Annotated in this window: 12 protein-coding genes and 1 pseudogene; 5 read left to right on the forward strand and 8 right to left on the reverse strand. The window is 72.6% G+C overall.

Annotated elements, in window-relative coordinates:
* The first annotated feature begins 33 nt into the window (after positions 1-33).
* Both ACZ5VQ_RS24055 and ACZ5VQ_RS24060 read left to right on the forward strand, forming a co-directional pair.
* A complete protein-coding gene (locus tag ACZ5VQ_RS24055; protein ID WP_469106651.1) occupies positions 34-3,315 on the forward strand; it encodes a branched-chain amino acid ABC transporter permease/ATP-binding protein in 3,282 nt (1,093 codons plus the stop codon).
* Positions 3,312-3,953: pseudogene (locus tag ACZ5VQ_RS24060) on the forward strand (ATP-binding cassette domain-containing protein); the annotation flags it as partial. The gene ACZ5VQ_RS24055 and the pseudogene ACZ5VQ_RS24060, both read left to right, overlap by 4 nt.
* Here the strand turns inward: ACZ5VQ_RS24060 and ACZ5VQ_RS24065 are convergent.
* Positions 3,934-4,599 (reverse strand): transglycosylase family protein, encoded by a 666-nt coding sequence (locus ACZ5VQ_RS24065; RefSeq protein ID WP_469106685.1) that lies wholly within the window; start codon positions 4,597-4,599, stop codon positions 3,934-3,936. The pseudogene ACZ5VQ_RS24060 and the gene ACZ5VQ_RS24065 overlap by 20 nt on opposite strands.
* Between ACZ5VQ_RS24065 and ACZ5VQ_RS24070 the strand changes: the two genes are divergently transcribed.
* A complete protein-coding gene (locus ACZ5VQ_RS24070) occupies positions 4,505-4,735 on the forward strand; it encodes a hypothetical protein (RefSeq protein ID WP_469106691.1) in 231 nt (76 codons plus the stop codon). The genes ACZ5VQ_RS24065 and ACZ5VQ_RS24070 overlap by 95 nt on opposite strands.
* A 172-nt stretch (positions 4,736-4,907) precedes the next feature.
* On the opposite strand, the gene ACZ5VQ_RS24075 is transcribed toward ACZ5VQ_RS24070, so the two are convergent.
* Positions 4,908-5,528, reverse strand: coding sequence for a LysM peptidoglycan-binding domain-containing protein (locus ACZ5VQ_RS24075; protein WP_362080569.1), 621 nt, complete (start codon positions 5,526-5,528; stop codon positions 4,908-4,910).
* A gap of 587 nt (positions 5,529-6,115) precedes the next feature.
* On the opposite strand from ACZ5VQ_RS24075, the gene ACZ5VQ_RS24080 reads away from it, so the two are divergent.
* Both ACZ5VQ_RS24080 and ACZ5VQ_RS24085 read left to right on the forward strand, forming a co-directional pair.
* Positions 6,116-6,907 (forward strand): hypothetical protein, encoded by a 792-nt coding sequence (locus tag ACZ5VQ_RS24080; RefSeq protein ID WP_055613800.1) that lies wholly within the window; start codon positions 6,116-6,118, stop codon positions 6,905-6,907.
* 155 nt (positions 6,908-7,062) lie between these two features.
* Positions 7,063-7,485, forward strand: coding sequence for a hypothetical protein (locus tag ACZ5VQ_RS24085; RefSeq protein ID WP_469106652.1), 423 nt, complete (start codon positions 7,063-7,065; stop codon positions 7,483-7,485).
* 83 nt (positions 7,486-7,568) lie between these two features.
* Here ACZ5VQ_RS24085 and der read toward each other — a convergent pair whose 3' ends face one another.
* The 6 genes from der to ACZ5VQ_RS24115 form a co-directional block, all read right to left on the reverse strand.
* A complete protein-coding gene (gene der, locus ACZ5VQ_RS24090) occupies positions 7,569-9,041 on the reverse strand; it encodes a ribosome biogenesis GTPase Der (RefSeq protein WP_469106653.1) in 1,473 nt (490 codons plus the stop codon).
* Between the two features lie 75 nt (positions 9,042-9,116).
* A complete protein-coding gene (locus tag ACZ5VQ_RS24095; RefSeq protein WP_469106686.1) occupies positions 9,117-9,704 on the reverse strand; it encodes a lysophospholipid acyltransferase family protein in 588 nt (195 codons plus the stop codon).
* Between the two features lie 62 nt (positions 9,705-9,766).
* Positions 9,767-10,462 carry a (d)CMP kinase gene (gene cmk / locus ACZ5VQ_RS24100; RefSeq protein WP_469106654.1) on the reverse strand — a complete coding sequence of 232 codons (696 nt, stop codon included), beginning with the start codon at positions 10,460-10,462 and terminating at the stop codon, positions 9,767-9,769.
* 210 nt (positions 10,463-10,672) lie between these two features.
* Entirely contained in the window at positions 10,673-11,758 is a 1,086-nt protein-coding gene (locus tag ACZ5VQ_RS24105) for a prephenate dehydrogenase (protein WP_362080584.1), read from the reverse strand.
* Positions 11,755-12,117, reverse strand: a complete 363-nt coding sequence (aroH, locus tag ACZ5VQ_RS24110) for a chorismate mutase (protein WP_469106655.1) — start codon at positions 12,115-12,117, stop codon at positions 11,755-11,757. The genes ACZ5VQ_RS24105 and aroH overlap by 4 nt, the downstream gene beginning before the upstream one ends.
* Before the next feature lie 180 nt (positions 12,118-12,297).
* Positions 12,298-12,855, reverse strand: a complete 558-nt coding sequence (locus tag ACZ5VQ_RS24115) for a YidB family protein (protein WP_469106656.1) — start codon at positions 12,853-12,855, stop codon at positions 12,298-12,300.
* Between the last annotated feature and the right edge of the window lie 75 nt (positions 12,856-12,930).

The following is a 12,930-nucleotide window of genomic DNA, read 5'->3' on the forward strand; positions in this document are numbered from 1 at the left end:
GGCTGAGGACCGTGGGCCGGGGACCGAGGGCTGATGGCATCGCTGACGTACGACCTCACGCTCGCCGGGCTCTCCGTCGGCAGCGCGGCCGCGCTCACCGGGATCGGTCTGGTCGTCACCCACCGGGCGACCGGCGTCCTCAACTTCGCGCACGGCGCGATCGCCATGGTGTGCGCCTATCTGCTGTGGCAGCTCACGGTCGAGTGGAACTGGCCGCTGCCGCTCGCCGCGGCGCTCACGCTGCTCGTGGTGGCCCCGGGCATCGGCATGGCGCTGGAACGGTTCGTCTTCCGTCCGCTGTCCGTCCTCGGCAGCGACCCGGCGCAGACCCTCGTCGCGTCCATCGGCGTGTTCGTGCTGCTCGTCGGCGGCGCGGCGCTGATCTGGGGCCCCGGCGCACGCTCCGACGCGCCGACGCTCGTCTCGGCGGACCCTTGGGGGCAGCTGGCGGTGACGCTGGTCCTCGCCGTGGGCGTGGGCGTGGTGATCCGCTGGACCCGCTTCGGCCGGGAGCTGCGGGCCGTCGTTGACGACCGTTCGCTGGCCGTCCTGGGCGGCATCGACGCGGACCGGGTAGCCGCGGCCGGCTGGGCCTTCGGCTCGTTCACGGCGGGCCTGACGGGCGTACTGCTGGCTCCGTACGTACGCCTGGACCCGTACGGCTTGCCACTGCTCGTGATGGAGGTGGTGGCGGTCGCGGTGGCCGCCCGGATGCGGAGCCTGCCGGTGGCCGTGGTCGTGGCCCTCGGCATCGGGGTCGCCCAGAGCCAGCTGACCCAGCTGCACCCGACGGGCTGGCGGGAACCGCTGCTCCAGGCGGTGGGCGCGAACCTCTTCGTCGTCGCACTGCTGATCGCGGCGCTGGTCCTGCCGGGCATCGGCACCCGGGACGCGCTTCCACGCACGGCGAGCGCCCGGGTGGCGACCCCGCCGGGCGCCTGGATCGTGGCCGTGGTCCTGTTCCTGCTCCCCCTGGGCTTCGCGGGCTCGGACCTGCACACGTCCGTCCAGGTACCGGCCCTGGGAGTCGTCCTCCTGTCCCTGGTCGTGGTGACGGGCCGCGGCGGCCAGATCTCACTGGGCCAGGCGGCGTACGCGGGTCTGGGCGCCCTCTTCACCGCACTGCTGGCGGCGGGCCGCTTCCCGGGCCTGCCTGAGCTCCCCGAACTGGCCGCGCTCGCGGTCGCCGTCCTCTTGGTGGCGCCCCTGGGCCTGCTGACCGGCTGGCCCGCCATCGGCCGCCACGGCCTCGCCCTCGCCCTCGCCACCTTCGCGGTGGGCGTCGGCGTCAGCCGCTTCGTCTTCGCCCAGCCGTACGCGACCTCGGGCCTGACCCTGGGCCGCCCGGCGGGCTTCGACGGGGACCGCGCCTACTACGTACTCGAACTCGTCCTCCTCGCGGGCGCGTTGCTGACCGCCCACGCACTGCGCCGGGGCCGGACGGGCCGGGCCCTGGCGGCGATGCGCGACCACGAGTCGGGCGCGTCGGCGGCGGGCGTCCGCGTGCCGACGCTCAAACTGACGGCCTTCGTGGCGGGCGCCGCGCTGGCGGCCCTCGGCGGCGGCATGCTCGGCATGGGCCTGCGCGCCTTCGACCCCGCCGCGTACGACCCGGTCCGCGGTCTGCTGTGGTTCGCCGCGGTAGTCGTCCTCGGCGCCGACAGCGTCCTCGGCGCGCTGCTCGCGGCGGCCCTGCTGGTCGGCTTGGACGCGGGGACGCGCGGCGGCGTCGCGGCGGCCCTGATCGGCCTCCTGGCGGTCCTCGTGGGCCGCTTCCCCGGCGGCCCGTACGAGGCCCTGCGCCTGGCGGCCGAACGCCTGCGGCTGCGCCGCGAGGTGACGCTCACGCCCCTGGGCGCGAGCGTGCGGCGCGGACTCCGGGCGGCGCTCACGGGCCCCGGCACGCGCCCCCGGCCGGCAGCCGCGGCGGGGGCGACGGCACTGGCGGGACCGTCCGCCACCACGGTCACGGGAATGACCGTCCTCGGTGGGCGCCCGCTGGTGGTGCGGCCGGTACGACGGTCCACTCCCGCGGCAGGTGGGTCCGGGGTGCCCTGGACGTCCGGCTCACCTTCGACGTCCGACGCACCGGGGCGTACCAGTGCGCCCGGGACCACGGACTCCGACCTGCCACCGGTGCCCGGCGAAAGCCGGGGCGAAGACCCGGTTCAAGCATCCGCCTCACCCGATGCGGAGGGCGCCGGGCCGGCGGAGGGCATCCGACCGGCCGAACCCCACGAGCGTCCCGCCCCGCCGCCCGGCGCCCCGGAGCCCGGCGCTGCCGACAGTGGCAGCACGCCTGGCACGCCTCGGGCCGCCGTGAGCCCCGCCGAGGGATTCGGCGCGACTCCCACCCCGGACGCGGGTCGGGCCGCAGGCGGTGGCAGACCCGCGTCGCCCGCACCCGGCTCGCCACATGTCCCGCCCTCCGAAGACGGTGAACCGGGCACGGCGGCCGCTTCGAGTGCCCCCGAATCCGACGCCCGCGCCACAGCCGTGCCCCGCGCCGCAGGCCCCACGGCGCGCCGGCCGGCCCAGCCCCGGCTCTCCCCCGCCCTGCCCGTCCTCCCCCTTCTCCGCGCACGCGGCCTCCGCGTCGCCTACGACGGGTTCACCGCTCTGGACGGTGTGGACCTCGATCTGGCCCCGGGCCGGATCACCGCCGTCGTCGGGCCCAACGGGGCGGGGAAAAGCACCCTGTTCCACTGCCTCGCCGGGACCGTGCGGCCGGATGCCGGGCGGATCGGGCTCGGGGAGCGGGACATCACCCGGCTGCCCGCCCACGCGCGGACGCGGCTCGGTATCGCCCGCACCTTTCAGCAACTCGCCGTCTTCCCGACCCTCACGGTGGCCGAGAACGTACGCGTGGGTGCCGAGCAGGGGCACGTGGTGGACGCGGACGCCGTGGAACGGATGCTGCGGCTGCTCGGGCTCGACGGAGCCGTACGGGCGCTCCCGGCGGCGGGCCTGCCGACCGGAACCCTGCGGCGTGTCGAACTCGCGCGGGCCCTGGCGGGCAGCCCTCGTGTCCTGCTCCTCGACGAGCCCGCGGCGGGACTGGACACGGGCGAGGTGGCGGCGCTGGCCCGCGTGCTGGGGGCGCTGGCCGCGGACGGTACGGCCCTGCTCGTCGTCGAGCACGACCTGGACCTCGTGGCCGATCTGGCCGACACCGTGCACGTCATGACGGCGGGCCGCATCGTCGCCTCCGGCCCCGCCGACCACGTGCTCGAAGGTCTCGACCGGCTCGAAGCACACCAGGGAGTCCAAGGGGGCCAAGGAAGTCAGGGGCTCGGAACGGCGGTCGACGGATGAGCGCGCCCGGGATCTCCCTGCGCCGCGCGCGCGTGCGGTACGGCCCGCTGGAGGCGCTGCACGGGGTGTCGCTCCACGCGCCCGCCCACGGCGTCACCGTCCTGCTCGGCCGCAACGGCTCGGGCCGTACGACCGCGCTGCGCGCCCTCGCCGGAACCGTGCCCCTGTCCCGCGGGGCCGTGGTCTGGGACGGCACCGACGTCACGGGAATGCCCGCGTACGAACGGGCCCGCCGCGGTCTGTGCCTCGTCCCGGACCGCCGGGCCGTCTTCGGCTCGCTCACCGTCCGCGAGAACCTCGGACTCGCCGCCCCCGACCATGACTTCACGCCCGCCCTGGACGCGTATCCCCAACTGGGCTCCCTGCTCCCGAGAAAGGCGGGAACCCTCTCCGGCGGAGAGCAGCGCATGCTCGCCCTCTCCCGTGCCCTCCTGGCACGCGCGCGCGTGGTTCTCGTCGACGAACCCGCACAGGGCATGTCCCCGACGGTCGCCGCCCGCACCTACGAGCTGCTGAGCGGCCTCGACGCGTGCGTGATCGTGGCCGAACAGCGCCTGCCGCCCGGCCTGCACGGCAGGACGGCGATCGTGTACGAACTCCGGCGCGGTGCGGTCGTGTTCAGCGGGGAGGCGACGGAGGCTCCGGCCTCGGCAGTGGCGGGCCCATCAGGACCGGCGGACGCGTCGAGGCGGCGCGGCCCCGCGGAGCCTCCGGGTCCGACACGCCCGGGAGACTCGGGGAGCCGGTGGCCGCGTCCTCCGGAGGAACCAGAGGGACCACTGAAGAAGTCGTCGGAGAAGTCGTCGGAGGAAGCGCCGGAGTGACCAGCCGTCCCGGTCCCGCCCCCTTCGGCAGCTTCAGCATGGTGCCGGGACTCAGCCGCTCCGGATGGTCTCCGACCATCTTCCGGTTGAGCTTGTAGAGCGCCTGCCAGCCGCCCTTGATGCGATACCTGCGGGCGATCGACGCGAGTGACTCGCCGGGCCTGACCACATGCGCCCGGCCCTTGAGTTTGTACCTCTTGGCACAGACGGGCCACGCCTCCCATCCCTGGACGCGCAGCACCTCCTCCGCGACCCGGATCTGCTCGCCCCGCGTGGCGAGATCCGCGCGCGGCGCGTAGGCCAGTCCGCCGAACGCCTTCCAGGTGGGCTGCCAGAACTGCAGTCCTCCGTAGAAGCCGTTCCCCGTGTTCGCGTCCCAGCGGCCGCTGCTCTCGCACTTGGCGAGACAGCCCCACGGCCACTGGTCCTTGGCGCAGTCGTACGGCACCCGGCCCGGCACCGGCGGACCGGGTGCCGTGGGCGGTGGTCCCGCGGGCGGTGGTGCCGCGACCGCCACCTCGGGGGCGAGTACGGCCAGGGCGACGGCGACGACAGCCGCGTACCGCATGCGCTTGATCGACATCGGGCCACGCTAGGCAGGCCGGTGACGGCCCTTCGGCCAGCCGCGCAGGCGTCCGACTGGGCCCCACCCGGTCGGAGGACCGGGTGGGGCCCCGGCCCGAGGGCGAGAGTCCGGATCGGAACACCGGGCTCAGAGCCTCGGGCTCAAGGCCTTGGACTCAGGTCCTCGGGCTCAGGTCCTCGGGCTCAGAGCTCCAGACGCTGGCCGGGGACGATCACGTCGGGGTCCCCGCCGATGGCGGCCTTGTTGGCGGCGTGGATCCGCTGCCAGGTGGTGCCGTGCCGGGCCGCGATGGCGCTCAGCGTGTCGCCGCTGCGGACGGTGTAGTCGCCGCGGGACGAGCCGCGGCCGGTGTGGCCCGTCGAACGGTCCGGCGCCTTCGCCGGCTTCGACGGAGCGGCCTTGGTGGTGGGGGTGCCGGGCGTGGACGCCGCGGGCGCACCGCCGGACGCGCCCGCGCGTGACGAACAGGTGGGCCAGGCGCCCCAGCCCTGCCCGCGCTGCACCTTGGTGGCGACAGCGATCTGCTGCGCCTTGGAGGCCTTGTCGGCGGTGGACGCGTAGGCCGAACCGCCGTACGCGCGCCAGGTGCCGGCGGAGAACTGGAGTCCTCCGTAGTAGCCGTTCCCGGTGTTGATGTGCCAGTTGCCGCCGCTCTCGCACTGGGCGATGCGGTCCCACACTCCGCTGTCCGCCGCCGCGGCGTTGCCGGTGGCGGCCAGCAGTCCGAGCGGGGCGAGCAGTGCCGCCCCGGCGAGGACCGCCGTGGTACGGGTCTTACGAGTGGTATCGGCACATTCGGACATGTGGTTCCCTCTCCACGGACCCGGGCTCCCCCAAGGCGGCACGGAAGATCCCGCGTGTCGACGCGGCCCTTCCGTTTCACCCCGTCCGCCGGAGTTGGTGCTGGTGCTGGTGCTGGTGTTTCTGATGGCGCTGGTGTTGCTGGTGGCGCATTTGACTGGCTTGCGATGCGGTCGGCGGACGTACCCGAGCGGTGCTCGTTGCACACGGCGGAGCAATGTAGAGAGCCAGGAGGCCCGGTAACAACCAACTCCTTGTCATTCCAGGCCAGTTCGCCGTTACCGGGAGTATCGTCGAATTTGAGACACCCGCTTCATTCGCTGATTTCCGGATTTGTCGACCAACGGACCTGACGATCTGTGACTCACCTCACCGGATCAACTTCCTTGGAACCCCGAGAAGTTGGCGTGGAGTAACAGATTCCGCAGCCGGGTTAACCCTGTGCGCAGGATGGTTCGATTCCGTTCGCTCCCGGGCGTGACTCCGGCCACAGATCGCCCGTTGTCTTCTTCATGAGCCGGGAACCCATCCGGTTCATGGGCCGGGGGCCACCCGGCCGCACCACGCACCGCATCCCGAGGAGCCACCCGTGCCGCGCATGCTCGACGTCAGCGACGACGTACGCGCCGAGATCGGCGACGAAGAAGCCGACCGGCTGCTCGCCGGAGAGAACGCCCCGGGCAGTTACGACTGCACGTCCTGCCGCACCCAGGGCGACTCCGAACAGGAGCGCACCAGCACCGTCCTGTTCATCGGCGACGAGACCGCCGTACTCGCCTTCGCCCACGCCACCTGCCTGCCCTCGCAGGTCGTCCAGGTGACCGAGGAGCAACTGCAGGGCGCCGTCCGTTCCATCACCGGCGACTCCATCACCGGGGACGAGCGCCCCGCCGAGGCCCTGCCCGAGCAGGCCGTCCTCGGAGTCACCAGCGGGCTCGTCCTGCTTGGCGGCGAGCTGCACCCCGCGCTCGTCGTCGAGCCGACCGGACGCATCGCCCGACCGGGCACGACGGGAGGAGCGGGCGACGACTTCCTGCCGCTCCTCATCGAGCAGGGCTTCATGCCGCTGAGCCAGATCACTGAGGTGCCGCCCGTACTGCACGGTTGGTCCGTGCTGCTCGCCATGGGCCAGCTGCACGCGGTCCTGCAGCCCGGCACCGGCGGCGGCTCGCCCGTCGCCTGGTGGCAGGCCCACCAGCCGCTCCAGGTCACCGACAGCTGGCGGGCGGCCGCCAACAAGCACCAGCAGGTGCTGCTGTTCGCGGCCCCGGTCGGCTCGATCGGCCGCCAGCCCCGCGAGGACCTGCTGCGCCAGGCCCTCGACAAGGCCGCCGCGGGCGGCCAGCTGGTGGCGAGCGCGATGCCGCTGGCCGGCACCTGAGCGCGGGCCCCGGTCCACGAATGCGCCGGAAACACTCCCGGTGACCGGCCAATGCGGACCGTCGGCCGCATCCGAAGGGCGGCGGGGTCGTTGGCACAGACGTGCACACCTACGACTCCCCCCGCCGCCTGCCGTACACGTCCCCGATCCCGGCCATGCGACCGGTACAGGACACCGCGGGCATCCATTCGGCAACGCCGATCTACGACGCGCTCTTCGCGGAGTTCCGCAAGGCGTTCCGGACCCTGCCGGGCGACCGCAGTGGCGAGGAGGAGCTCGGCTTCACGGCTTTCGGGACCGGGCCGCACGGCGGAGGCCTCTACGGCTCGGGGCTGCACGGCTCGGGCCCGCAGGGTTCGGGCCTGTACGGGACGGGACAGCTCAGCACGAGCTCGTACAACTCGGGTGCGTACACGCCGACCGCGTACGGCATGCGGCACGTCGGGCAGCACCAGACGGGGCAGGTGTCCACGCACCAGAGCCAGACGGTCACGTCCGTCTGGCAGCCGGTGGCGCGACAGCACGCCACCGGTCTGATCCCGGCGGCGCTCCCGCCCGGACCACGCCGGGAACGCTGAGGCACCGGGAAGACTGAGGCACATGGGTGAGGGCCCCGCAGTTCTGCGGGGCCCTCACCCATGTGCGTACACGTCCCGTGCGGCTACTTCTTCCTGCCGCGCTTCTCGCGCACCCGCACCGAGATGTGGATCGGCGTGCCCTCGAAGGCGAACTCCTCGCGCAGCCGGCGCTCGACGAAACGGCGGTAGCCGTGCTCGATGAAGCCGGAGGAGAACAGCACGAACCGCGGCGGCTTGGTGCCCGCCTGGGTGCCGAAGAGGATGCGGGGCTGCTTGCCGCCCCGGACCGGGTGCGGGTGGGCGGCGACCAGCTCACCCAGGAAGGCGTTCAGCCGGCCCGTGGGAACACGCGACTCCCAGCCCTCGATCGCGGTCTCGATCGCCGGGACCAGCTTCTCCATGTGCCGGCCCGTACGCGCCGAGACGTTGACCCGGGGCGCCCAGGAGACCTGGGCGAGCTCGGTCTCGATCTCGCGCTCCAGGTAGTAGCGACGCTCCTCGTCGAGGGTGTCCCACTTGTTGAAGGCGAGGACGATCGCGCGCCCGGCCTCGACGGCCATCGTGACGATGCGCTGGTCCTGGACAGAGATGGTCTCGGAGGCGTCGATCAGGACGACGGCGACCTCAGCCTTCTCCACCGCCGCGGCCGTACGCAGCGAGGCGTAGTAGTCGGCGCCCTGCTGGAGGTGGACGCGCTTGCGGATACCGGCCGTGTCGACGAACTTCCAGGTGACACCGCCGAGTTCGATGAGCTCGTCGACCGGGTCACGGGTGGTGCCCGCGACCTCGTTGACGACCACGCGGTCCTCGTTCGCCACCTTGTTCAGCAGCGAGGACTTGCCGACGTTCGGGCGGCCGATGAGCGCGATGCGGCGGGGGCCGCCGACGGCAGTGCCGAAGGTCTGCGCCGGCGCCTCGGGCAGCGCCTCCAGGACGGCGTCCAGCATGTCGCCGGTGCCGCGGCCGTGCAGCGCGGAGACGGGGTGCGGCTCGCCGAGACCCAAAGCCCACAGGTACGAGGCGTCGGCCTCGCCGCTCAGGCCGTCGACCTTGTTGGCGCACAGGACGACGGGCTTGCCGGCCTTGCGCAGCAGGCGCACGACCGCCTCGTCGGTGTCGGTGGCGCCGACCTTGGCGTCGACGACGAAGACGACCGCGTCGGCCGCGTCGATCGCGTACTCGGCCTGCGCGGCCACGGACGCGTCGATGCCGAGGACGTCCTGCTCCCAGCCGCCGGTGTCGACGAGCTTGAAGCGGCGGCCCGCCCACTCGGCCTCGTAGGTGACGCGGTCGCGGGTGACGCCCGGCTTGTCCTCGACGACGGCCTCCCGGCGGCCGATGATCCGGTTCACCAGAGTCGACTTGCCGACGTTCGGACGGCCGACGACGGCGAGGACCGGGAGCGGGCCGTGGCCGGCCGCCTCGATCGCGCCCTCGATGTCCTCGACGTCGAAGCCCTCTTCCGCGGCGAGCTCCATGAACTCCGCGTACTCGGCATCGCCAAGCGCCCCGTGCTCGTGCTCGGCCGAGCCGTCGGGCTGGATGTGGTCGTTCATGAAGTCCGTACCTCGTAGTTCATCGTGGTGATCGGTGGACCGCCCGTATCGGCCGATCCACTACTGGAGTGTCTCTTAACGCCCCGTAAGGTGCCTGGCGTTTTCCAGGTGCGCGGTGAGCTGCTTCTGGATCCGCACGGTCGCCTCGTCGAGCGCCTTGCGCGTACGCAGTCCGCTGCCGTCGCCCGCCTCGAAGGGGTCGCCGAAGACGACGTCGACCTGGCTGCGCAGCGGGGGCAGCGCCTTTATCAACCGTCCGCGCCTCTCCCTGCTTCCCAGCACGGCGACCGGGACGATCGGGGCCCCGCTGCGGACGGCGAAGTAGGAGAGCCCGGCGCGCAGTGCGGCGAAGTCGCCCTCGCCGCGGCTGCCCTCCGGGAAGATCCCGAGGACCCCGCCGTTCGCCAGCACGCCCAGTGCGCGCGTGATGGCCGTCCGGTCGGTGGTGTCACGGTCGACCTTGATCTGGCCGACGCGGGTCATGAACGGGCCGAGCGGCCCGATGAACGCTTCCTTCTTGACCAGGAAGTGCGAGGGCCGGGGCGCCACGCCGATGACCATCGGGCCGTCGATGTTGTGGGAGTGGTTGACCGCGAAGATGACCGGGCCGGTCGCGGGGACCTTCCAGGCACCCAGCACCCGCGGCTTCCACAGGCCGTACATCAGGCCGACGCCGATGCGCCGCCCCACCTCGGCGCCCTTGACCGAGGGCACGGACGCGACGCTCACCTCGGGGCCCGCTTCTCCTCGACGAGGGTGACGACGCACTCGATGACCTGCTGGAGCGTGAGGTCGGAGGTGTCCACCTCGACCGCGTCGTCCGCCTTGGCGAGCGGCGAGGCCTTACGGCTCGAGTCGGCCGCGTCCCGCTTGATCAGGGCCTCGCGGGTGGCGTTGACGTCGGCGCCCTTGAGCTCACCGCTGCGGCGGGCCGCGCGGGCCTCCGGGGAAGCGGTGAGGAAGATCTTCAGGTCGGCGTCGGGCAGCACGGTCGTACCGATGTCCCGGCCCTCGACGACGATGCCCTTCTCGGCCGCCGAGGCGATCGAGCGCTGCAGCTCGGTGATCCGGGCCCGCACCTCGGGCACGGCGCTGACCGCGCTGACCTTGGAGGTGACCTCCTGGGTGCGGATCGGGCCCGCGACATCCGTGCCGTCGACCGTGATCGTCGGCGCCGAGGGGTCCGTACCGGACACGATCTCTGGCTTCCCGGCCGCGTCCGCGATCGAGGAGGGGTCGGTGACGTCGATGCCGTTGGTCACCATCCACCAGGTGATCGCCCGGTACTGGGCGCCCGTGTCCAGGTAGCTCAGGCCGAGCTTCGCGGCGACGGCCTTGGAGGTGCTCGACTTGCCCGTGCCGGAGGGACCGTCGATGGCGACAATCACGGCCGGAGCGGTCCTGGCGGCGGTGGTTTCCACGGGTGCGGGCACCTTCCTGGTACGGGGTGGTGGGCTGTTTCGGGCGCGATCGTGCCCCGAACAAGGTTACTGGCTTCCCGGACCCCGTTTTACGGACCCCGCGGTGCCCCTGTCACAGCCCCCGGGCCACCGCCGCGACGATCACGAGGACGATCACGAGGACGTCCACCGAAACCGGGTTCACGGCGTCACGTCGCACACCGCCCGGCCCTACTGCCGGATCGACCAGCCCCGCTCGCGCAGCGACGCCGTGAGCACGGGCGCCGCCGAGGGCTTCACCATCAGCTCGACCAGACCCGCCTGCTGCCCGGTCGCGTGCTCGATGCGGACGTCCTCGATGTTGACGCCCGCGCGGCCCGCGTCGGCGAAGATACGGGCCAGCTGGCCCGGCTGGTCGTCGATGAGGACGACGACGCTCTCGTACACGGTCGGGGCCGTGCCGTGCTTGCCGGGGACGCGGATCTGGCCGGCGTTGCCCCGGCGCAGGACGTCCTCGATACCGGTGAAGCCCTCGCTGCGCTTGGCCTCGTCGGAGGACTGGAGGGCGCGCAGGGCCTGCACGGTCTCGTCCAGGTCCGCCGAGACGTCCGCGAGGAGGTCGGCGACCGGGCCCGGGTTCGCGGAGAGGATGTCGATCCACATGCGCGGGTCGGAGGCGGCGATCCGGGTGACGTCACGGATGCCCTGACCGCAGAGGCGTACGGCCGCCTCCTCGGCGTTCTCCAGCCGCGCGGCGACCATGCTCGACACCAGGTGGGGCATGTGGGAGACGAGGGCGACCGCGCGGTCGTGGGCGTCGGCGTCCATGACGACCGGCACGGCACGGCAGTGCGAGACGAGCTCCAGGGCGAGGTTGAGGACCTCGGTGTCCGTGTCCCGGGTCGGCGTCAGCACCCAGGGGCGCCCCTCGAAGAGGTCCCCGGTCGCGGCCAGCGGGCCCGACTTCTCGCGGCCCGACATGGGATGCGTACCGATGTACGCGGACAGGTCCAGGCCCAGCGACTCCAGCTCGCGGCGCGGGCCGCCCTTGACGCTGGCCACGTCGAGGTAGCCGCGCGCCACTCCGCGCCGCATCGCGTCGGCAAGCGCCGCGGCCACGTGCGCGGGCGGCGCCGCGATGATCGCGAGGTCGACGGGCCCCGCGGGCTCCTCGTCCGTGCCGGCGCCGAGCGCGGCCGCCGTACGGGCCTGCTCCGGATCGTGGTCGGCGAGGTGCACGACGACGCCGCGACCCGCCAGGGCCAGCGCGGCCGACGTACCGATCAGTCCGGTACCGATGACAAGTGCGGTTCTCACTGGGCGATGTCCTTGCGGAGCGCGCCCGCGGCACCCAGGTAGACGTGCGCGATCCCGGAGCGCGGCAGATCGGACTCGATGTGCGCCAGAACCCGCACGACCCGGGGCATCGCGCCCTCGATGTCCAGCTCCTGCGCGCAGATCAGCGGTACGTCGACGATGCCGAGCTTGCGTGCCGCGGCCGCCGGGAAGTCACTGTGCAGGTCGGGCGTCGCCGTGAACCAGATGCTGATCAGGTCCTCGGTGGTCAACCCGTTCCGCTCAAGGATGGCGGTGAGCAGCTCGCTGACCTGCTCGTCCATGTGGCCGGCCTCGTCCCGCTCCAGTTGGACGGCGCCCCGGACCGCTCGTACCGCCACGGTGATGCTCCTTGCTGATGTACGGCTCTTGGTCCATCCAGCCTAGTCAGCCCTCGGTGGCCCGGTACCGGGCGCCCGCCTGCCGAGACGCCCGGCACGCTGTCCCGGGAAGGGCGCACGGGCACGCCTGGAAGGGCGCGCGGGCACGTCGAGAGCCTCAGTACCGCTGCTGCGTGAGACTCAGAACCTCTGCTGTTTGACGAGGTCTTCGAGCGAGGCGTCCGGCAGGTGTCCGTCGGGGCTCAGCCTGTCGACGACCTGCGGCAGGGTCTGCGCGATCTCGGTGGCTGCCTGGTCCGTGGTGACGCCCGCCTCGTCGGCGACCTGCTTGAGCGTCTCGTCGGGCAATGCCTGCTGGATCTGCGCGCCGGTCACGGACTGGTTCTGGCCGGTGCCGACCCAGGAGTCCTTCTGCTCCGCGAGGCCGGACCGGTTGAGCAGGTCCATCAGACCGCCCAGCGGATTGCCACCGCTCCCGGTGCCGCCGCTCCCGCCCCGGCCGTTCATGAGCGCCTGGAGCAGCGAGCCCAGAATGGCGGCCCCGCCGACACCACCGGTCCCTCCGGTGGCGCCGCTGCGAGTGCCTCCGCCGAGAACACTGCCGAGCAGACTGCCCAGATCGTTACCCGCCATGGTCGTGCCTTTCGTGGAGGTGGCCGATCCGTCCCGTGCGGCTCGTCCCGCACACCGCTCGACCCGGATTGTGTAAATGTCACCCGAATCCCCCCTTCGCACCACTTGGAGTGAAGTCGCCCTCTACGGTGTGATCGTCCTTCAATTTCCGCGAAGTCGCTCCTGTGCGCCTCTGGACGC

This window comes from Streptomyces sp. NPDC033178 (assembly GCF_055577685.1).

Bases quoted from the DNA above. Each gene is read 5' to 3' on its own strand.
- der (WP_469106653.1), bottom strand. From the start codon at position 9,041: ATGAACGACCACATCCAGCCCGACGGCTCGGCCGAGCACGAGCACGGG.
- ACZ5VQ_RS24095 (WP_469106686.1), bottom strand. From the start codon at position 9,704: ATGTACGGCCTGTGGAAGCCGCGGGTGCTGGGTGCCTGGAAGGTCCCC.
- ACZ5VQ_RS24075 (WP_362080569.1), bottom strand. From the start codon at position 5,528: ATGTCCGAATGTGCCGATACCACTCGTAAGACCCGTACCACGGCGGTC.
- ACZ5VQ_RS24055 (WP_469106651.1), top strand. From the start codon at position 34: ATGGCATCGCTGACGTACGACCTCACGCTCGCCGGGCTCTCCGTCGGC.
- ACZ5VQ_RS24085 (WP_469106652.1), top strand. From the start codon at position 7,063: ATGCGACCGGTACAGGACACCGCGGGCATCCATTCGGCAACGCCGATC.